At 56.3% G+C, this 20,858-nt stretch carries 15 protein-coding genes; 11 read left to right on the forward strand and 4 right to left on the reverse strand.

The genetic code is table 11. The annotated features are described in order from the left end of the window. Window positions 1-35: 35 nt before the first annotated feature. Window positions 36-1,937, reverse strand: coding sequence for a sigma-54-dependent Fis family transcriptional regulator (locus tag TH4_RS14595; RefSeq protein ID WP_064781672.1), 1,902 nt, complete (start codon window positions 1,935-1,937; stop codon window positions 36-38). Between the two features lie 376 nt (window positions 1,938-2,313). On the opposite strand from TH4_RS14595, the gene adh reads away from it, so the two are divergent. Then, a complete protein-coding gene (gene adh / locus TH4_RS14600; RefSeq protein WP_064781673.1) occupies window positions 2,314-3,834 on the forward strand; it encodes an aldehyde dehydrogenase in 1,521 nt (506 codons plus the stop codon). Window positions 3,835-3,906: 72 nt separating this feature from the next. After that, a complete protein-coding gene (locus TH4_RS14605; protein WP_063088417.1) occupies window positions 3,907-4,308 on the forward strand; it encodes a DUF779 domain-containing protein in 402 nt (133 codons plus the stop codon). A 172-nt stretch (window positions 4,309-4,480) separates the two neighbouring features. Here TH4_RS14605 and TH4_RS14610 read toward each other — a convergent pair whose 3' ends face one another. Then, complete coding sequence (locus TH4_RS14610; protein WP_064781674.1) at window positions 4,481-5,485, reverse strand: YeiH family protein; 1,005 nt, start codon at window positions 5,483-5,485, stop codon at window positions 4,481-4,483. Window positions 5,486-5,594: 109 nt separating this feature from the next. Between TH4_RS14610 and TH4_RS14615 the strand changes: the two genes are divergently transcribed. The 4 genes from TH4_RS14615 to TH4_RS20515 all read left to right on the forward strand — a co-directional run bounded on the left by TH4_RS14615 (window position 5,595) and on the right by TH4_RS20515 (window position 9,215). Next, window positions 5,595-6,491, forward strand: a complete 897-nt coding sequence (locus TH4_RS14615; protein WP_342418097.1) for a LysR family transcriptional regulator — start codon at window positions 5,595-5,597, stop codon at window positions 6,489-6,491. A gap of 206 nt (window positions 6,492-6,697) precedes the next feature. After that, window positions 6,698-8,086 carry a cytochrome ubiquinol oxidase subunit I gene (locus tag TH4_RS14620; protein WP_064781675.1) on the forward strand — a complete coding sequence of 463 codons (1,389 nt, stop codon included), beginning with the start codon at window positions 6,698-6,700 and terminating at the stop codon, window positions 8,084-8,086. Between the two features lie 2 nt (window positions 8,087-8,088). Beyond that, the gene (gene cydB, locus TH4_RS14625; RefSeq protein WP_425337459.1) at window positions 8,089-9,081 is read left to right on the forward strand and encodes a cytochrome d ubiquinol oxidase subunit II; all 993 of its coding nucleotides are present in this window, start codon (window positions 8,089-8,091) and stop codon (window positions 9,079-9,081) included. Beyond that, the gene (locus TH4_RS20515; RefSeq protein WP_083997117.1) at window positions 9,081-9,215 is read left to right on the forward strand and encodes a DUF2474 family protein; all 135 of its coding nucleotides are present in this window, start codon (window positions 9,081-9,083) and stop codon (window positions 9,213-9,215) included. Before cydB ends, TH4_RS20515 begins: the two co-directional genes overlap by 1 nt. Before the next feature lie 113 nt (window positions 9,216-9,328). On the opposite strand, the gene TH4_RS14630 is transcribed toward TH4_RS20515, so the two are convergent. Next, a complete protein-coding gene (locus tag TH4_RS14630) occupies window positions 9,329-10,546 on the reverse strand; it encodes an aminotransferase-like domain-containing protein (protein WP_083997118.1) in 1,218 nt (405 codons plus the stop codon). A 157-nt stretch (window positions 10,547-10,703) separates the two neighbouring features. Further along, window positions 10,704-11,504, reverse strand: coding sequence for a hypothetical protein (locus tag TH4_RS14635; RefSeq protein ID WP_064781677.1), 801 nt, complete (start codon window positions 11,502-11,504; stop codon window positions 10,704-10,706). Window positions 11,505-11,849: 345 nt separating this feature from the next. Here TH4_RS14635 and cysD point away from each other — a divergent pair, with 345 nt between their 5' ends. The 5 genes from cysD (at window position 11,850) to TH4_RS14660 (ending at window position 20,582) form a co-directional block, all read left to right on the forward strand. Beyond that, window positions 11,850-12,743: a sulfate adenylyltransferase subunit CysD gene (gene cysD, locus TH4_RS14640; RefSeq protein WP_245227912.1), complete on the forward strand. Its 894-nt coding sequence runs from the start codon at window positions 11,850-11,852 to the stop codon at window positions 12,741-12,743. Beyond that, window positions 12,743-14,662 (forward strand): sulfate adenylyltransferase subunit CysN, encoded by a 1,920-nt coding sequence (gene cysN, locus TH4_RS14645; protein WP_064781679.1) that lies wholly within the window; start codon window positions 12,743-12,745, stop codon window positions 14,660-14,662. Before cysD ends, cysN begins: the two co-directional genes overlap by 1 nt. 161 nt (window positions 14,663-14,823) lie before the next feature. Further along, on the forward strand, window positions 14,824-15,645 hold the full coding sequence (locus TH4_RS14650) for an ImuA family protein (RefSeq protein ID WP_064781680.1): 822 nt from the start codon (window positions 14,824-14,826) through the stop codon (window positions 15,643-15,645). After that, window positions 15,557-17,203 (forward strand): Y-family DNA polymerase, encoded by a 1,647-nt coding sequence (locus TH4_RS14655; RefSeq protein WP_245227906.1) that lies wholly within the window; start codon window positions 15,557-15,559, stop codon window positions 17,201-17,203. The genes TH4_RS14650 and TH4_RS14655 overlap by 89 nt, the downstream gene beginning before the upstream one ends. A 4-nt stretch (window positions 17,204-17,207) precedes the next feature. Beyond that, complete coding sequence (locus TH4_RS14660; RefSeq protein WP_064781712.1) at window positions 17,208-20,582, forward strand: error-prone DNA polymerase; 3,375 nt, start codon at window positions 17,208-17,210, stop codon at window positions 20,580-20,582. Window positions 20,583-20,858: the final 276 nt, after the last annotated feature.

Below are 20,858 nucleotides of genomic sequence, written 5' to 3' on the forward strand. Positions count from 1 at the left end.
AAAACATTCGCAAAAGCCGGGTAATTCGACGATTTTTAACGCCGATTGATCCCAAGCCGGGCCATCCGGCGATAAAGCGTGTTGCGCCCGATGCCCAGCGCCTTGGCGGTGTTGCTGATGTGCCATTGCTGATCATCAAGGACTTGGCGCAGGGCATCGGCCTCGGCCCGTGCGATGGTCTGGCCCGGCGATGGCGGCGCTGTATCCTGCATTGCAACGAAATCATCGGGCAGATGATGGGGTTCAATCACCCCGTCTTCGGCAAAGACCGCGGCATATTGCAAAACATTGATCAGTTCGCGCACATTGCCCGGCCAGCGGTGAGCCGTCAAAAGTGCCAGAACATCATCACTGCATGCGACATAGTCGTCCGACAACGCTGCCAAAAGCCGCCCGATCAGATCCGCCAGATCACTGCGTTCACGCAACGGCGGCACCGCAAGGCGCGCCCCCTTGATGCGATAAAGCAGGTCTTCGCGGAATTTTCCCTCGGCCGCCGCCGCATTCAGATCGACATTGCTGGCACAGATCAGGCGGAAATCGACCGGCACGGACTTCGTACTGCCAAGCGGCTCGACCGTGCGGCTTTCAAGCACACGCAGCAATCGGCCTTGGGCGGCCAGCGGCATATCGCCGATTTCATCGAGAAACAGCGTGCCACCATTGGCTTCTCGGATGCGGCCGCCAAAACCATCGCGTGCCGCGCCGGTAAAGGCACCACCGGCATGACCAAACAGTTCGTTTTCAATCAGTCCTTCGGGAAGGGCGGCACAGTTGATCGCAACAAAGGCCTTTGATTTGCCAAGGGTGGCATCATGAATGTGGCGGGCCAGATATTCCTTGCCGCTGCCGGTTTCCCCCGACATCAGAACATTGATATCGCGCGCATGAAGCCGCGTGCCGATTTCAAAAATGCGCCGCAACGCGGCGTCCTTGTCCGGGATATCAGTCGTGCGTCGGGCTGGCAGGGATGACGCCTTGCGCGCCACCGGTGTTGAACGCCCGACATAACGGCGGCGCATACGTTGCGGTATGGTGACACTGCCAAACAAAACACCACCGCCCGCGATATTAAGCGGGGTTGCCGATGGTCCCTGCCCGTCCGGGCTTGCCAGTTTGGCAATCAGATTGTCGACATCCATCTCGAACATATCGGCGATATCGGCGGAATTATCACATGCCGCCAGAATGCGCCGCGCAGTCGATGTCGCCCCGCTGATCGAACCATCTGGCGCAATCGAAATCATCGCATCGCGGGTTGATCCGACATGACGGGCATCGGGATGCAGATGGACAATCACATCACCGGCGCGTTCATCAAAAAACAGGATACGTTCAAGCGCATCGGCATAATCGGCCACCATGCCGCGCACGCGCAGGCAATCGGGGCGTTTGATGTCTTCGCGGACAGCCGATACATCCAGGACCGAGCATACCTTGCCATCGGGATCAAACACCGGTGCAGCAGTACAGGTCAGAACCGAATGCTGGGCCAGGAAATGTTCATCCTTGTGGATGGTGATCGGGCGGCCTTCGACGATGCAGGTGCCAATGCCATTGGTACCTTCGCGTTCCTCGCTCCAGACCGCACCGGGCAGAAGGCCGTTGGTGCGAAACGATGGCAAAAGCGAATGGGCCGCAACACTATCAAGGATCACACCGCTATTGTCGGTCAGAAACACCGCATAGCCGGATGCATCAATCTTGCGATACAGCGTGCGCACAAGGTCATGGGCATGGTGATAAAGCCGCCCGTTGCGATCACGCAATTGCCGGGTCTGGCTTTCAGATATGACTTCGGGACGGCGCAGGGTGTCATGAGCCAGACCAAAGCGTTGTTCACACCGTTGCCAGCTTTCAAGCACCGCACGATTTTGCGCCCCGCCGCTGAGCTGCAGGGCTGCTTCTATCCGTCCGCCGGGAATGTTTCCTGACATAGACGCTATCTCCCTTGTGTCGGTGTTTTTGCCATTGTTTTGGCCCGGATTTTTCCGGTGCGTGACTTTTGCCACAGCCGATCACAGGCCAAATCGTAACACATTTGACGTCCCCCACGCCAAACAGTTTCGCCCGCCAAATCCGGCAAAACCGTGAGTGTTCCATTTTTGGAGCAATTTGTGCCAATCGCCCTGTTCCAGTCATGCCGATGGCACAAAACCCGCGGGTCAACAGGGAACGCTCAACCATCTGAAAAACAGGTTCTTTCTGACAAACCGCCATCGAATTCGGCAAGTGGCACGACCTTTGCGGGTAACGGATCGTCATAATCAAAAATGCGGGCGGCAAATCGCCCGTTATCTCGGAGGAACCCAAATGATCTACAAGAATCCAAATGACTCTGGCAGCAAGGTCAGCTTCAAAACCCGCTATGAAAACTTCATTGGCGGTGAATGGGTGGCCCCTGCAAAGGGTCAGTATTTTGAAAATGTCTCGCCGGTAAATGGCAAACCGTTCTGCGAAGTCGCACGTTCCAGCTCTGCAGACATTGAAAAGGCCCTTGATGCCGCACATGCCGCCTTCCCGGCATGGGGCAAGACCTCGGTCACGGAACGGGCCAACATGCTCAACAAGATTGCTGATCGTATGGAAGCCAATCTTGAAATGCTGGCCGTCGCCGAAACCTGGGACAATGGCAAGGCGGTGCGTGAAACGCTGGCAGCCGACATTCCACTCGCCATTGACCATTTCCGCTATTTCGCAGGCGCCATTCGTGCGCAGGAAGGCTCGCTTGGCGAGATTGACGACAACACGGTTGCCTATCATTTCCACGAACCGCTTGGCGTGGTCGGTCAGATCATTCCATGGAACTTCCCGATCCTGATGGCGGTCTGGAAACTGGCCCCGGCCCTTGCCGCGGGGAACTGCGTGGTTCTGAAACCGGCCGAACAGACCCCGGCATCGATCTGTGTGCTGCTGGAACTGATTTCCGATCTGATCCCGGCGGGTGTGGTCAACGTTGTTCAGGGCTTTGGCGTGGAAGCCGGCAAGCCGCTGGCACAAAGCAACCGTGTGGCCAAGGTCGCCTTTACCGGTGAAACCACCACGGGCCGCCTGATCATGCAGTATGCATCGGAAAACATCATTCCGGTGACCTTGGAACTTGGTGGCAAGTCGCCCAACATCTTCTTTGAAGACATCATGGCGGCGGACGATGATTTCCGCCAGAAAGCCGCCGAAGGCATGGCAATGTTTGCCCTGAACCAGGGTGAAGTTTGCACCTGTCCGTCACGCGCGATCATTCAGGAAAGCATCTATGACAAGTTCATGGACAGCGTTCTGTCGCGTATTGCCAACATCAAACAGGGCAACCCGCTTGATACCGACACCATGATGGGTGCTCAGGCATCGACCGAACAGATGGAAAAAATCATGTCCTATCTGGATATCGGCAAACAGGAAGGTGCCGAAGTCCTGTGTGGCGGTGACAAGGCCGATCTGGGTGGCGATCTTTCGGATGGTTTCTATATCCAGCCGACCATCTTCAAGGGCCATAACCGCATGCGGATTTTCCAGGAGGAAATCTTTGGCCCGGTCGTATCGGCAACCACGTTCAAGGACGATGCCGAGGCGCTTCATATTGCCAATGATACGCTGTATGGCCTTGGGGCTGGTGTCTGGACGCGTGATGCCAACCGTTCATACCGCTTTGGTCGTGATATCAAGGCCGGTCGTGTGTGGACCAACTGCTATCACCTCTATCCAGCGCATGCGGCCTTTGGCGGTTACAAGCAGTCGGGCATCGGGCGTGAAAACCACAAGATGATGCTGAACCACTATCAGCAGACCAAGAACCTTCTGGTTTCCTACGATCCGAAACCGATGGGCTTCTTCTGATCCGATCCTCTTCACAGCCGGACGCGAGACTAACCTTGCGTCCGGTCGCCTTTCGCAAAGAAGGAGGTGACATTGACTGGATCAGAAAACGCGCCTGACAGGGTGGTTGCGACAGATGCCGCAATTGAACTGATCAGGAAGCTCAAGGATATCCACGGGCCGGTGATGTTTCATCAGTCCGGGGGCTGTTGCGATGGCAGTGCGCCGATGTGCTTTCCCGACGGGGAATTCAAAACCGGTGATCAGGACGTGTTGCTGGGCGAGATTGAAGGCAGTCCATTTTATATCGGGCGCGCACAGTTCGAATATTGGCGTCATACCCAACTGATCATTGATGTGGTCGACGGGCGTGGCGGCATGTTTTCGCTGGAAGGGCCGGAAGGCAAACGCTTCCTGACCCGATCGCGCATCTTTAGCGACGATGAATGGAACGCGCTTAAGGCGCATGAAGAAAAGGCACCAATCACGGATTAGCAAAGCCAACGCGTTGCGATCCCGGATCTACCCGGGCGTTTCGTTTCCGACATCTCCTCCCACGGTGTCCACCCCAGCGAAACGCCATAAGAAGCTGCCAGCTTATCCGGCGCATGTGCGGCTTCTTCCTCCTTGCCCGCTGCTTCCCCCCTTTTATGGCAGCGGGCATTTTTTATGCCAGCACCACAAGCACCAATCCCGAAAGGGCACAGAGAAACATCAGCGACAACAGGGCCGCCATCACCACCCGCCCGCCAACATGCAGGACATTGCGGATATCGACACTCAACCCAAGGGCCGCCATGGCAAGGATGGTCAGGAAGGACGAGGTCGTTTTGATCGGCGCGCGGGCAATATCGGGGATCAGGTCAAACGAACAGGCCCCCATCATGGCGATAAAGCCGATAATGAACCACGGCACGACCTGGGCAATCGGAAGCTTCGTTTCACGTGCCCGACCGCCAATCACGGCCAGCGCAAAGATCACCGGCCCCAGCATTAGAACCCGGATCAGTTTGACCAGGGTTCCGACCTGAACCGCAAGGGTGCCGGCCGGGGCGGTTGCCGCCAGAACCTGCGGCACGGCGTAAACCGTGAGGCCCGAAAAAATCCCATATTGGGTTGCCGACAATCCCAACCCGGCATGAAGCATCGGCAGGACAAAGACAAACAGCACACCGAGAACGGCGGTAAAGGAGATCGAGGCGGCCACATCATCTGATTGCGCCTCAATCACTGGCGCGGTTGCCGCAATTGCCGAATTGCCACAGATCGAATTGCCGCACGCCACCAGCATCGAAAGATGGTTGGAAAGACCAAGCGCGCGCCCGATGTGATAGCTGACAAACAGGCTAATACAGACGACCGCGATGATGGCCGCAACCAACCCGCCCCCGGCCGACCCGATGGCCTGCGCGCTGATCGATGCGCCCAGCAACACAATGGCGATTTCGAGCACCGTCTTGGCGCAAAACCGCACCCCGGCGATATAGCGCGGGGCCAGACCAAACACGGATCGCATCACCACCCCGATCAGAATGGCAAAGACCAAACTTTCCACCCAGCCACGCCCGAACAACATACGCTCCGCATGTTCGGCCAGCTTGGCGGCAAGTGCGACCAAGATGGTCACGGCAAGCCCGGGCAGGATCGGTTTGAGGTGGCTGTTAAAAAACATGATTTTCCTGTGTTTTGATCACATCCGGAAAATCTCATGCCCAACCATTTACTTCCATCGAATAAAAATTCATATTTCATTCGATTAAATTGAAGGGTCGAGCATAACCATGATGACACTCGAACAGCTTCAGATCTTTGTCGCGGTTGCCGAACGCGAACATCTGACCCGCGCGGCCGAGGCCATTGGCCTGACGCCATCGGCCGTCAGTTCCTCGATCAAGAACCTTGAAGGCTTTTATGGTGTGGCGCTGTTTAACCGGGTGGGACGGCGGATTGAACTGACACAGACAGGGCGATTGTTCCTTGATGAAGCCAAATCAACACTGGCCCGTGCGCGGGCGGCAGAACTGACGCTGGCTGAACTGGGCGGCATGCAGCGCGGGGAGCTTAATGTTTATGCCAGTCAGACGATTGCCAGTTACTGGTTGCCGCCCTTCCTGATGAAATTCCATGATCAGTATCCCGGCATCGAAATCCGCCTGACGATTGGCAACACCAAAACCGTTTCGGACGCCGTGCGTGGCGGGGCGGCTGATATCGGCTTTATCGAAGGCGACATTGATGAACCGGCATTGGCCAAACGCGAAGTCGCCGAAGACGCCCTGGTGATTGTTGTGTCGCCCAAACACCCATGGGCCAATGGCCGGGCGCTGAGCCCGCAGGCGCTTGTCACCCAGACCAACTGGATCCTGCGCGAAGCCGGTTCAGGCACCAGATCGGAATTTGAAACCGCCTTGCGCGACCTAGGTGTTGATCCCGCGCGCCTGCGCACCGCACTCGTCCTACCCAGCAACGAGGCCGTCATTACCGCCGTTGAAAACGGCATCGCCGCCACCGCCGTTTCGCAATTCGCGGTCAGCTCGCTGATCGCCCAGGGCCGCCTTGCGCGTGCAAACTTCCCGATCCCGCCGCGCAAATTCATGGTGCTGCGCCACAAGGAACGCCAGCAAACGCAAAGTTCGCTGGCACTTGAAAAACTGTGCCTTTCGCCCCCGAAAACCTAAATCGCAACAATCGAATTTAAAAATATTCCAAGTGTAAATTGCGCATTCGCAATGCAGCATTTTGGGGGCGGTTCTAATGGTCGGTCTGACAGGGCAACCTGTGCATGCGCCACCCGAAACCGACACATGCATCCGTCAAAGGGCACTTCCGATCGCGGAAGATGCAGAGTTGTCCCGAGGCTTCGCCACCTTAGAGGACCCTGCCAATGCTTGATGCAGAACTATTGGCGCGCATACAGTTTGCCTTTACCGTCTCGTTCCACATTATCTTCCCGTCCTTTACCATCGGGCTTGCAAGCTTCCTGTTCGTGCTCGAAGCCCTGTGGCTGCGCACCAGGGATGAGACCTATCTTTCGCTTTACAAATTCTGGATGAAAATCTTTGCTCTGGCCTTTGGCATGGGCGTCGTATCCGGGATTGTCATGTCCTATCAGTTCGGCACGAACTGGGGACCGTTTTCCGAATTTACCGGCGGTGTGATCGGCCCGCTTCTGGCCTATGAGGTACTGAGCGCCTTCTTCCTTGAGGCCGGGTTCCTTGGCATCATGCTGTTTGGCCTGAACCGTGTCGGACCGAAGCTGCACTTTACGGCCACCACTATGGTTGCGATTGGCACGCTTTTCTCGGCCTTCTGGATTTTGTCGGCCAATAGCTGGATGCAAACGCCTGACGGCTATGTGATCGAAAATGGCCGGGCGGTGGTGTCAAGCTGGATCGATGCGATTTTCAATCCGAGCTTCCCGTATCGGCTGGTGCATATGGTGCTGGCGGCTTACCTGACCACCGCCCTTGTGGTTGGTGCGGTTGGCGCATGGCATCTGATGCGTGATCGCGAAAACCGGGCGGCGAAAATCATGTTTTCCATGGCAATGTGGATGGCGGCCATCCTTGGCCCGATCCAGATCTTTGCCGGTGATTTGCACGGGCTTAATACCCTTGAACATCAGCCCGCCAAAGTGGCCGCGATGGAGGGGCATTTTGAAACCCGCGAAGGCGCGCCCCTGATCCTGTTTGGCATGCCCGACATGGAAGAAGAGGAAACCAAATATGCACTCGAAATTCCCAAGCTGGGGTCGATGATCCTGACCCATGAATGGGACGGCAAGATCACCGGTCTTAAGGACTTCGCACCCGAAGACCGCCCGAACGCGGCAATTGTTTTCTGGACGTTTCGTATCATGGTCGGGCTGGGTGTTTTGATGGCACTTCTGGGCATGGCCAGCGTCATCGCACGTCTGCGCAAGAAGCTTTATAGCTGTGGCTCTTTGCATCGCTTTGCCCTTCTGATGGGACCAAGTGGCTTTGTTGCCATTCTGGCCGGCTGGTTTACCACCGAAGTCGGGCGGCAGCCCTGGGTGGTCTATGGCCTGATGCGGACATCCGAGGCCGGGTCGCCCGTCGCCCCGACCGCCATTGCCGGATCGCTGATCGCCTTTGTGGTGGTTTATGCCATCGTGTTCGGGGTCGGCACGGCCTATATCCTGCGCGCCATGGTCAAGGACCCGCGTAGCGCCCACATCCCTGAAGAAACTGAAATCTTGCGGGCCGGTGGTCGCCAATCGACCGCCGCACATCCGCCCGTGGCAGGAGAATGATCATGGATTATCAACTGATCTGGGTTCTGCTGATTGCTGTTGCCGTCTTTGCCTATGTCACGCTGGATGGCTTTGACCTTGGCATCGGCATCCTGTTTCCGTTCATCAAAAGCCCGAAAAATCGCGGCCGGATGATGAATACCGTGGCCCCGGTGTGGGACGGCAATGAAACCTGGCTGATCCTCGGCGGGGGTGGACTTTATGCCGCCTTCCCGCAGGCCTATTCATTGCTGATGACGGCCTTTTACATTCCGGTCTTTGCCATGTTGCTCGCGCTCGTTTTCCGTGGTGTGGCGTTTGAGTTTCGGTTCAAAAGCAAGAACCACCAGAAACACTGGGACTTTGCCTTTTCGGCCGGATCGATCATTGCCGCCGCCATGCAAGGTGCGATGCTGGGCGGCTTTATCGAAGGCATTGCCGTTGAAAACGGACGTTTTGTGGGCGGTGCGTTTGATTGGTTGAGCCCGTTTTCGGTGTTCTGTGCCACGGCGGTTGTCGTCGGCTATGCCCTGCTCGGTACCGGCTGGCTGATCATGAAGATGGAAGGCGATTTTCAGGGCAACCTTCGCCGCCTTGCCAAACCAGCCGTGATCTGGATGGCGGCCAATCTTGGCGTGGTGTCGCTGATGACGACCTATGTCAACCCGGCCTACGCCCAGCGCTGGTTTGAATTGCCAAACATACTGTATCTCGCCCCCATTCCGCTTGTGACGGTCGGTTTGCTCTATTGGCTGTGGCATGCGGTCAAGAAGCGTGAAAAGACGGTGTTTGGCATCACGCTTGGCATTTTCTTCCTCAGTTATCTTGGCTTCGGGATCACGCTTTATCCCAATATCGTGCCGCCGATGATCACCTTCCGCGATGCAGCCGCACCGGAAAACAGCCTTGCATTCATGCTGGTGGGGGCTGTGGTTCTGCTGCCGATCATTCTGGGCTATACGGCCTATGCCTATTGGGTATTTCGCGGCAAGACCGGAGATGAGGGGTATCACTGATGGCCAGCATCAAATCACCTCTCAAATCCCCAAAAGCCCGCAGATGGCTATGGTTTGTCGGCCTTTATGTCGGCGGGGTTGTCGTGCTTGGTGCCGCATCACTTTTGCTGCGCGCCCTGATGGGGCAGGCATGACCATGACCATGCACATGCCCTGACGAATGCATACTCCCGTGACCTGCTTCATACCCCCGACAGCAGGTCTCTACCCGGCAGCACTCCCCACCCGCTGCCGGGTTCTTTTTTGCTTACTGGTTGTCCTTGCGCCGGATCAGCAGGGCCAAACGTTCAATCCCGTCGCGGATACGTTCGTTGCTTTCGGTGGCAAAGCTCAGGCGCGCGGTATTGATCCCGCTTTGGTCACAGAAGAATGCCTGACCGGGGACAAAGGCAACCTTGGCATCCTCCATCGCATCGATCAGAAGTTCGCGGCTGTTGATGTTTTCGGGCAATGTTAACCAGACAAACATGCCCCCTTGCGGGCGCGACCAACTGACACCTTCGGGCATGAAGTCCGCAAGCGCGCTTAGCATCACATCACGTTTGGCGCGATAGGCACCCTGCAGGGTTTCCAGATGGCTTGGAAACAGTTTCGATGCGGCACGCAGTGCAATTTCCTGATTGATGGTTGATACATGCAGATCCCCTGCCTGCTTCATCAGGACAAGCTGACGGATCACCGGGCGCGGTGCCGTGATCCAGCCGATACGAAGGGCCGGTGCCAGCGTTTTGGAAAAAGTACCAAGCTGAATAACCGTTCCGGCATCCGGATCGCCATGGGCGTCATCAAGTGCCAAAAGCGACGGCAGGCTCTCACCTTCATAGGCAAGCTTGCAATAGGCCGCGTCTTCAAGGATCACCGCGCCATATTTGCGGGCAGTCTCCAGCACTGCCAAACGGCGATCAAGCGAATAGGATCGCCCGGTCGGGTTCTGGAAATCCGGCGACAGATAGGCTATCCGGGCCCCCTTGGCAAAGGCGGCATCAAGTTCGGCAATCACCGGGCCGTCATCATCCATGGCAATGCCGACATAGCTTGGCCGACGCATGGAAAAGGCCTGCATCGCGCCAAGATAGCTTGGCTTTTCCAGAACGATCTCGCGCCCCGGCTCCAGCAACAGGCGGGCGAGCATATCCAGCCCCTGCTGCGCGCCACAGGTAATCAGGATGTTATCAATATCGCGCACAGCCCCCGTCGCCGCCAGATCGTCCGCAATCCATTGCCGCAGCCCGGGCAGGCCTTCACTGATGGAATATTGCAGACTGCGACGCCCGGCCTGCTCATCGCCGGTCAGATCGCCATAAACATCATTAAAGGTCGCAAGCGGGAAAAGCTTGGGATCGGGCACACCACCGGCAAATGAAATAATCTCTGGCCTTTCGGCCACTTTCAGCAGGTCACGAATTTCGGACGCCCGCAGGGCACGGGCATCGGCGACGATCATTTCATTCCATTGAACAGACATGGCAGCACTCTTTAGGTCAGCAACATTGCCGTTATTTGGCAAGCAACACTGACCTAAATCAAGTTTATTTTATCGAACCATCTAAATTTGAAATAAAATTACAACACACTCCGTCGCCAAGCTTGTTACAGCCCCATGCGGTTTTGCGCAGTGCCCTCTACTTTACCCGCAGCGAGGCCCGACAAAAGATCAGAGAAATCAGCACAATCGCGAAACAACCGATCAATGCGGAGAATGCCGCACTGACGATCAGAAATGCCGGATCGGCGGGGATGCCGATGGCAACCAGTATCGCCACCACCTGTCCCATGACTGGTAATACCAAGGCTGAGAGAATGGGCAGGAACAGAACCACCGCCAAGAGTCGCACAAACAGATAGAAGAAGCATCGCCGTCCGACGGCCAAAACATCGCCAAACCTAGCCTGCCCCGCCTGAACGATCATCGCACCCCATGCGCCCAACAGCACAAACAGGACAAAGACCAGAAATGCCACCACAGCCCCCGCACCAAGGCGCAACGCCGCCGACGCATCAACGCGGCCTGTACTCATCAATAGAAGGTCGGACACGAACACAAGCTGATAGAGCGTGCCCAAAACCGCCACCACCAATGCAGCAGCCATCATGCCCCGCGCAAAATACAGCACCCCGGCCAAACCGTTTGATAGCATGGCCGCAAACCCGACCTCGCCCCTCAGGACAGCGATGTGGCTGACATAGGCAACAGGGATCAGCGGAATGGCATAAATCGCAAACCAGATGACTTGCCAGATGGCGGCCATCAGGTTGGTCGACCCTTCAGCGTCCAGCAATGCCGGGCCGGGCATGACAGAGCCAAGCCCGCTGATCAGAACTGTCAGCAGCACCGAAATGGCAACAATGCCCCGCCCCTGCCACATCAGGGCCATACCATCCTGAATAATCCAAGTCTTGAATGGCTGTGCGTTTCCGTTCATCGCCCCCCACATATCGCCGCCGCAATTGCGTGCGATTGATATGGCGATGAATGGGGTATCTGGTCAATGCATCTGGCTTGGAAGGTAAAATTGAGGCCTTCCTCCCCGAACAGAGGCCCTGCGATGCAAATAAACTTGCCCTGCCACGCCTTTCGAATTAAACACCATTAAAGGTGTTGATGATCATTCGACTACAAAATTTTGTGTAAAAATAGAAATCACACTTGCGTTGCGGGGCGTTCCATATTACCCATCAAAGCTAAGTGAAATACTTTTATAAACACTAAATTATGTGTTGATTGCCACAGTTATGATTGATCGGCAGGAAAGAGAATGCAGCCTAATCTGACCCATCTCCGCCAGCTTGAGGCAGAGAGTATCCACATCATCCGCGAGGTGGCGGCATCGTTCGAGCGGCCGGTGATGCTTTATTCCATCGGCAAGGATTCATCAGTTCTGCTGCATCTGGCGCGCAAGGCGTTTTACCCGGCCCCGCCGCCCTTTCCATTGATGCATGTCGACACCACCTGGAAATTCCGCGAAATGATCGAATTTCGCGACCGGATGGCAGCTGAATACGGCTTTGATCTGATTGTCCATATCAATCAGGACGGTGTGGAGCGCGGCATTGGCCCGTTCACCCATGGATCGAGCCTGCATACCGATGTCATGAAGACGGAATCGCTTAAACAGGCGCTGAACAAATACAAGTTCGATGCGGCCTTTGGCGGTGCGCGACGTGACGAGGAAAAGGCACGTGCCAAGGAACGCGTGTTTTCCTTCCGGACCGAAACCCACCGCTGGGATCCGAAAAACCAGCGCCCGGAATTGTGGGATATCTATAACGCCCGGATCAACAAGGGTGAAAGCATCCGTGCTTTCCCGATCTCCAACTGGACCGAGCTTGATATCTGGCAATACATCTATCTCGAACAGATCCCGATTGTGCCGCTGTATTATTCCGCCAAACGCCCGGTGGTCGAACGCGACGGCATGCTGATCATGGTCGATGACGACCGCATGCCGCTGAACCCGGGCGAGACCCCGCAAATGAAATCGGTGCGTTTCAGGACCCTTGGCTGTTACCCGCTGACGGGGGCGGTTGAGTCCGAGGCAGCCACCTTGCCCGACATTATCCAGGAAATGCTTTTGACCCGTTCAAGCGAACGTCAGGGCCGCATGATTGACCACGACCAGGCCGGGTCGATGGAGAAGAAGAAGCAGGAAGGCTATTTCTGATGTCACACAAGTCTGATTTGATCGCCGATGATATTCTCGGCTACCTCAAGGCTCAGGAAGAAAAAAGCCTTCTGCGTTTCATCACCTGCGGCAGCGTGGATGATGGCAAATCGACCCTGATCGGGCGTCTGCTTTGGGATTCCAAACTGATCTTTGAAGATCAGCTGGCCGCCCTTGAGTCTGACAGCCGCAAGGTTGGCACGCAAGGCGGCGAGATTGATTTCGCCCTGCTGCTTGATGGTTTGCAGGCCGAACGCGAACAGGGCATCACCATTGATGTCGCCTATCGCTTCTTCTCGACCGACAAGCGCAAATTCATCGTCGCCGATACCCCCGGCCACGAACAATATACCCGCAACATGGCAACCGGTGCCTCGACCGCCGATGTTGCTGTCATCCTGATTGACGCGCGTAAGGGCATCCTGACCCAGACCCGCCGTCACAGCTTCATCACATCGCTTCTGGGCATCAAGCATGTGGTGCTGGCCGTTAACAAGATGGACCTGATCGACTATGACCAGTCGAAGTTTGATCAGATCGTTGCCGAGTATCTGAAATTCGCCGAACAGCTGAACTATGGCTCGATCACCGCGATCCCGCTTTCAGCCCTTCGTGGCGACAATATGATCGAGCCGAGCGCGAATACGCCTTGGTATTCCGGCCCGACGCTGCTTGCCCATCTTGAAGATGTGCAGGTCGAACAGGATGCGATTGAAAAGCCGTTCCGTTTGCCGGTGCAGTGGGTCAACCGCCCGAACCTTGATTTTCGGGGCTTTTCCGGCACCATTTCATCAGGCCGCGTCAAACCGGGTGACGAGGTTATCGTTACCGCATCGGGCCAGACCAGCAAGGTCAAAGACATCGTCACCTTTGATGGTAACCTAGATGTTGCCATTGCCGGTCAGGCGATTACCCTCACCCTTGAAGATGAAATCGACATTTCGCGTGGTGACGTTTTGGCACACGCAGATGCCAAGCCCGACTTTGCCGATCAGTTCGAAGCCCGCATCATCTGGATGCACGAAGATCATCTTCTACCCGGCCGTCCCTATCTGATCAAGATGGGCGCACAGGTTGCCAATGCGCAGATCAGCGACCTTAAATACAAGGTCAATGTGAACACGCTTGAACATGTCGCGGGCAAAACGCTTGAGCTAAATGAAGTCGGGATTGCCAATATCTCGGCCGACAAGGCGTTGGCCTTTGATCCCTATGATCAGAACCGTCATTCGGGCCGCTTCATCATTATTGACCGCTTTACCAACGCCACTGTTGGGGCGGGTATGGTCAACCATTCCCTGCGTCGTGCGACCAACATCAAATGGCAGGAAATGGACATCAACAAGGGCGCACGTGCCTATCAGAAAGGCCAGAAATCGGTCATTCTGTGGTTCACCGGCCTGTCGGGTGCAGGTAAATCGACGGTTGCCAACCTGGTTGAGAAGAAGCTTCATGCCCTTGGCAAACATACCTACACCCTTGATGGCGACAATGTCCGTCATGGCCTGAACAAGGATCTTGGCTTTACCGATGCCGACCGGGTGGAAAACATCCGCCGGGTTGGTGAAACCGCCAAGCTGTTTGTTGATGCGGGCGTGATCACGCTGGTATCCTTCATCTCGCCGTTCAAAAGCGAACGCCAACTGGCGCGCAGCCTTGTTGAAAAAGACGAATTCATCGAGGTGTTTATCGACACCCCGCTTGAAGTCTGCGAACAGCGCGATGTGAAAGGCCTTTATAAAAAGGCCCGTGCTGGCGAGATCGCCAACTTCACCGGGATCGACAGCCCCTATGAACGGCCAGAAAATGCCGAGATCACGGTCAACACATCCGATCAGACCGCCGAAGAAGCAGCAGAGGCGATTGTCTCCAAGCTTGAAGAATTCGGTGTTCTCGGGGCCTGGTTCCCGGAAATCTGATCTGCACTCAGACATGCATTCAGGAAAACCCGGCATTTGCGAATGCCGGGTTTTCTTTTGCTTCAACCACATATTCCCCGATCCTGAAAAACCCGATTGGATACGCCTTGACTCCTGTTCCGCTTTGACCACATAAAATAGAACGAAACAGGAACAATAAAATGTCAGACAGACGCATTCATCAGGCACGCGCGGCACTGGCGCGGGCCGAGCAACAATGGAAAGTTCAGGTTTCCTGTCTGTCCGGTGGGCCAGATCGGGCAGACGGGGTGATTGCGCATGCCTTTGGCGGCACGTTCCTGCGCGATCATATCAGCATCGGCGGCCTTGCCCCGACTGGCCTGCATGAAGTGTTGTGCGGCCATGATGATTGCGCGGCGTCCCTTTTGGCGTGGTATCTGGCGACATTGTCTGTGGAGGCGTCCTCTGATGCCTCTAATCACCCATCTGCCCCGCCACCCGGCAAGGGCATTTTCTGGATCCGGCAGCGTCGCGCGCTGGATCAGGGCGGGTTTTATGCCTTGTCCCTGCCGATGGCGGCCCTTGAACCAGAACCGTTGATGATGACGGTGGATCAACAGGCCACCGCCCTTTGGACCTGTGAGGAAGTGGCAAAATCCGGTCAGGTCCGTGCGGTGATCATTGAAACCACCGACTATGACCTGACCACGGCAAGGCGCCTACAACTGGCCTGTGAAAGTGGTGGCACACGCATCATTGTTTTGCGCCCGCTTGCCAGAAACGGGCGCATTCCGACCTCAAGCGCCTGGACACGCTGGCAAATCACACCTGTAAACGCCTTGGAACCAACAGAACGACCAACAGGAAACGATCATCATCTCAGCCTGATCGGGGGACGCGGGGTCCGACCGGGAAGCTGGAAAGTCAAAACCGATGCAACAACGTTTTCTTTATCTGTGGCTGACCCACTGGAAAACCAACTGTCAGAAGCCTCAACACAAGACAGGCACGCCCACGCCTGATCAGCCCCGTGATGCTGACAGTCCGAAAACTGCCCCACAGGCCTCAAAGGCACAAGCCACCCCGCACGTGATCACGCGCAGTGACCACAAGGGCGTGCTCGTCTGTGGCCTGAATGCAGCTGCACAAAAGGCAGGATTGCATGGTGGCATGCGTTTGTCGGATGCGCGCAGCATCCTGCCCGATCTTCAGGATAGCCCTGAAGAGCCAGAACTCTGCGATGGCAAGTTTGCCCGACTGGTGCGCTTCATGGACCGCTATAGCCCATGGATTGCGCCGGATCGGGACTTGCATGCGCATGGGCTTAATGGGGATGCAGGCCTATGGCTTGAAATCACTGGCGGCAGTCATTTGTTTGGCGGCGAAAGTGCCATGATCACCCAAATCCTGTGCGATATGAAAGCCCAGGGCATTGCTGCCCGCGCCGCCATTGCCGATACCGCTGGTGCCGCATGGGCCGCGGCCCGTTGCCATACAGGGGGCCATCCGGGCGCATCACATGAACGCATTTTGTCCCTGCCACGCGATCACGGAATTGCGGCCGGGTTTCCGGTATCGTGTCTGCGACTGTCTGATGACATCATCGCGGTTCTGTCGCGGCTTGGCCTGAAACAACTGGGCGATATCACACCCCTGCCGCGCGCGAATATCACCACCCGCCTTGGGCCGGATGTGTTGCATCGCCTTGATCAGTTTTATGGCCGTCTGCCCGAACATCTGAATTTCGAGCTGCCTGATGCCCCATGGTTGATCAAACAAAGTTTTGGCGAACCATTGGGGAGTGCTGACACGCTGGCGCATGCGATTGAAAGCATGGTGGCGGACCTTTGCGCCAAACTGCGCGATGAAAACCTTGGTCTTAGGCGTCTGATCGTCCGGTCCATTCGCGTCGATGGCCATGCCCATACCATCACGACCACGACGGGCACCCCCTGCCAGTCCGAAAGCCATATCTTGCGATTGTTCGCGGAAAAGATGCCCGGTGTTGATACCGGGTTTGGCATTGAACAGGTGATTGTCTATGCCCCTTGGGTCGAACATGTTGCCTTTCGCCAAGTCCGCCTTGATCGCAAACAGGATGACAGCAGCGATCATATCGCCCTTGCCCAACTGCTCGATCGCATAGCCCATCATCTGGGGCCCAAGGATATCCTGTTTCGCCCGGCCCACCATGCCAGCCACCTGCCTGAACGGGCCGCCATCCGGCAATCGCCCACCGGGGCTGCCAAACCGGCACGTCTTGCGGATGCGCCCCTGCCCAAACGCCCGGTCCGTCTGATTGATCCACCCGAACCGGTTGATGTCATGGAACGCAGTGCCAACGGCGCACCAACAAAACTGCGTTGGCGCAAGATGATGATTGATGTGTTGCGGGCCGACGGGCCAGAGCGCATCTGCCCGGAATGGTGGAGCCATCTGGACCGGGATCATTACGCCCTGTCGCAGATGACACGCGATTATTTCCGCATCTGCGATCAGAAAGGCCGGTTGATCTGGCTGTTTCGCAGTGGCCATGCCGGGCAGGATATCTGGTCGGTACATGGATTGTTTGCCGGATGATGCCATGACCAAACAAACCAACAGTACAGCCGATCCGGCCTATGCCGAACTGCATGTCAGCAGCAATTTTTCCTTTCTGCAAGGCGCATCCCATGCCGAGGAACTGGTCCTGACCGCCGCCACCAAGAGCCTGCATGCGATTGCGATTACCGATCACAACACGCTGGCCGGGGTGGTGCGCGGCCATACGGCACACCGCAATTATGCCGACCGGTTGAATTACATTGTCGGCTGTCGGCTCGATCCGATGGATGGTCCATCCTTGCTGTGTTATCCGACCGACCGGGCATCTTATGCCCGGCTGTGTCGGTTGCTGACCCTTGGCAAGCGCCGCGCGCCCAAGGGATCGTGCGAAATTTATCTCGCCGATATCGTCACGCACAGCGAAGGGTTGCTGTTTATCGCCGTGCCGCCACAGGTGCCGGATGATGCCTTTCGCGACGAACTGATCAGTTTGAAGTCGCATTTCGAAGATCGCCTTTGGCTGGCGGTCGGGCGGTTCATGGACGGGTTTGACAGCGAACGTTTGGAGTTTACAGAGGCGGTCGAGGCCGATCTTGGCATTCCGGCCGTGGTGACCAATGACGTGCATATGCATTTACGATCACGCAAACCATTGCAGGATGTCCTGACCTGCATTCGCCATCACTGTACGATTGAGGATGCGGGATACCGCCTGTTTCCCAATGGCGAACGCCATATCAAATCACCGCGTGAAATGGCCCGTCTGTTTCCGGGGCACCCGCACTGGATCGCACGCACCACCGAGATTGCCGATCAATGCACCTTCAGCCTTGATGAGCTGCGCTATGAATATCCCGATGAAAATGACGGATCGGGCGAAGGCCCCCAGGAACGGTTGATCCGGCTGACCTGGGAAGGCGCGCATAAACGCTACCCCGAAGGTGTGCCCGACAAGGTCAAAAACCTGATCGAGACAGAGCTTAAGCTGATCGATGAGTTGGGCTATGCCCCCTATTTCCTGACCGTGCATGACATTGTTGCCTTTGCCCGGTCCCGTGGCATTTTGTGTCAAGGGCGCGGATCAGCGGCCAATTCATCGGTGTGTTTTTGTTTGCATGTCACCTCGGTCGATCCCAACAAGGTGGAATTGCTGTTTTCACGCTTCATCAGCAATGCGCGCAATGAACCGCCCGATATTGATGTCGATTTTGAACATGAACGCCGCGAAGAGGTTATTCAGTTCATCTATGAACGCTATGGCCGCGACCGGGCCGGATTGACCGCCACGGTGATTTCATACCGATCCCGCAGTGCCATTCGCGATGTCGGCAAGGTGTTTGGCCTGTCGGAAGACACCATCGTCAAACTGACCAAAACCATCTGGGGATCCAGCAGCAAGGGCGCCCATGACAATATGATGCGCCAATCTGGCATTCATCCCGATGAACCGCGCCTGAAGGCCGTTCTCGATATCGCGGGCGAGTTGACGGGCTTCCCGCGCCATTTGTCGCAACATGTTGGTGGTTTTGTCATCACGCGCGGGCCGCTTTGCGAACTCTCGCCGATTGCCAATGCCGCCATGGCGGACCGCACCACCATTGAATGGGACAAGGATGACATTGATGCGCTGGGTATCCTGAAGGTCGATATCTTGGCCCTTGGCATGCTGACCTGCATCCGAAAGGCCTTGGATGAGCTGCGCACGCACAAGAACATTGATTACGATCTGGCCACCCTGCCCAAGGAAGATCGGGCGACCTATCGCATGCTGGAAAAGGCCGACAGTATCGGCACCTTTCAGGTGGAATCGCGCGCGCAAATGAGCATGCTGCCCCGCCTTAAACCGCGAAGCATTTATGACCTGACCATTCAGGTCGCCATCGTCCGCCCCGGCCCGATCCAGGGCGGCATGGTCCACCCGTTTTTGCAGCGGCGCATGGGCCGCGAAAAGGTCGACTACCCGTCCCCGGAACTCGAAGCCGTATTGAAACGCACCTGCGGTGTGCCGCTGTTTCAGGAACAGGCGATGCAGATCGCCATTGTCGCCGCCGGCTATTCTGGCGGAGAAGCCGACAACCTGCGTCGTGCCATGGCAACGTTCAAGCGCACCGGCACCATTGGCGAACACCGGACCAAGTTCATCAATGGCATGCTGGGTAACGGCTATGACATGGAATTTGCCGAACGCTGCTTCAAACAGATCGAAGGCTTTGCCGATTATGGCTTCCCCGAAAGCCATGCCGCGAGTTTTGCCATTCTGGCCTATGCGTCTTCCTGGCTTAAATGCCATCACCCGGATGTGTTTTTATGCGCACTTTTGAATTCGCAACCGATGGGGTTTTATGCCCCGGCACAGTTGGTCAATGATGCGCGCAATCACGGGGTGCGCGTGCTTGAAATCGATATCAATCACAGCTTCTGGGACAATCAGCTGGAACGCGAACTGGGCCGAACGGCGGGATATCATTCCGTGCGGCTTGGCTTTCGCCAGATCAAGGGGTTTGGTGAGCTTGATGCCCTTGCCCTGATTTCCAATCGGCCCCAAGGCGGGTTTCAGGATGTCTATCTGATGGCGCGTCAGACGGGCTTATCGCCAGCAGCCCTTGAAAAACTGGCCGAGGCCGATGCGTTCGGATCGCTGGGCCTGTCACGGCGCGAAGCCCTTTGGGCTGTGCGGCGCTTTGGCAAGGGGCGCAAGGCACCAGCAAGCCTGCCCCTGTTTGAAGCAGCCCAGAACTTTAACCACAATATGGGTGTCTCGGCCGAGTTTGGCGCCGAGGCCCCGGTGGATTTGCCGATCATGGGCCCGGGCGAAGAGATCATCGAAGATTACGCCAGCCTGCGCCTGTCGCTTAAGGGTCATCCGATGGCGATGCTGCGTGATGCATTGGGTGCCGCCGGGGTCTGTACCGCCAGTGATCTGCCCAATGTACGAAATGGGGATCGTTTGACCCATGCCGGCTTGGCGATTGTTCGCCAGCGTCCCGGCACGGCATCCGGGGTTGTTTTCATCACGTTAGAGGATGAAACCGGCATCACCAACCTTATGGTCTGGAGCAAGGTGATGGAACAACACCGTCGCGAAGTCATGACCGCCACGGTCCTTGGGGTGACCGGCAAATTGCAACGTGAAGACGGGGTGACGCACATCATTGCCGACAAGCTGGTCGATCTGAGCCATATGCTGCAATCGATGAGCGAGAACACCAAAATTGCGCGCGATGCCAACAACCATCCACGCAACCTGCGCTGGGCCAGCCCGCGCACCGCCCTGCCAACCGGGGAAGCCGCCTCCCCCACAGTATCGCGGCCCGCCCCTAAACCGGAGGCTGATCTGGATCAGCTGGGCTCAAAACCGGAAACACCCACCGCCAGTCACAAGCGCCTTAAGATCGACAGCCATGATTTCCACTGATCTGACCGTTTGACCCAAACAGGTATCGGCCAATCCAACTCACGGAGTCTGTCTTTTTGCCCTTGGACCGGCACATCACGCATCCAACACCGGGCCTAAGAGCCACAACAAGTCGCCTATAACTATTTTTATTAAAAACAGCAAACTAGCAGATCGCGGAAAAGGGTCTGACACGTCCGAAAGTGCAGAAAATACGATTTGAACTTCAAAAAAAGACAAAACGTTGACAAAACGTCAGATAAATGATGATGATTGTGTATAAATTATAAATCGCTC

It is taken from the genome of Thalassospira tepidiphila MCCC 1A03514 (assembly GCF_001662875.1).
GTDB lineage: Bacteria > Pseudomonadota > Alphaproteobacteria > Rhodospirillales > Thalassospiraceae > Thalassospira > Thalassospira tepidiphila.

What these genes read in the sequence shown, in the direction of transcription:
- TH4_RS14650 (WP_064781680.1), top strand. Translation starts at nt 14,824, where the DNA reads ATGTCAGACAGACGCATTCATCAGGCACGCGCGGCACTGGCGCGGGCC.
- TH4_RS14630 (WP_083997118.1), bottom strand. Translation starts at nt 10,546, where the DNA reads ATGTCTGTTCAATGGAATGAAATGATCGTCGCCGATGCCCGTGCCCTG.
- TH4_RS14635 (WP_064781677.1), bottom strand. Translation starts at nt 11,504, where the DNA reads ATGAACGGAAACGCACAGCCATTCAAGACTTGGATTATTCAGGATGGT.
- cysN (WP_064781679.1), top strand. Translation starts at nt 12,743, where the DNA reads ATGTCACACAAGTCTGATTTGATCGCCGATGATATTCTCGGCTACCTC.
- TH4_RS14655 (WP_245227906.1), top strand. Translation starts at nt 15,557, where the DNA reads ATGCAACAACGTTTTCTTTATCTGTGGCTGACCCACTGGAAAACCAAC.
- TH4_RS14620 (WP_064781675.1), top strand. Translation starts at nt 6,698, where the DNA reads ATGCTTGATGCAGAACTATTGGCGCGCATACAGTTTGCCTTTACCGTC.
- adh (WP_064781673.1), top strand. Translation starts at nt 2,314, where the DNA reads ATGATCTACAAGAATCCAAATGACTCTGGCAGCAAGGTCAGCTTCAAA.
- cydB (WP_425337459.1), top strand. Translation starts at nt 8,089, where the DNA reads ATGGATTATCAACTGATCTGGGTTCTGCTGATTGCTGTTGCCGTCTTT.
- TH4_RS20515 (WP_083997117.1), top strand. Translation starts at nt 9,081, where the DNA reads ATGGCCAGCATCAAATCACCTCTCAAATCCCCAAAAGCCCGCAGATGG.
- TH4_RS14610 (WP_064781674.1), bottom strand. Translation starts at nt 5,485, where the DNA reads ATGTTTTTTAACAGCCACCTCAAACCGATCCTGCCCGGGCTTGCCGTG.
- TH4_RS14615 (WP_342418097.1), top strand. Translation starts at nt 5,595, where the DNA reads ATGATGACACTCGAACAGCTTCAGATCTTTGTCGCGGTTGCCGAACGC.
- TH4_RS14595 (WP_064781672.1), bottom strand. Translation starts at nt 1,937, where the DNA reads ATGTCAGGAAACATTCCCGGCGGACGGATAGAAGCAGCCCTGCAGCTC.
- TH4_RS14660 (WP_064781712.1), top strand. Translation starts at nt 17,208, where the DNA reads ATGACCAAACAAACCAACAGTACAGCCGATCCGGCCTATGCCGAACTG.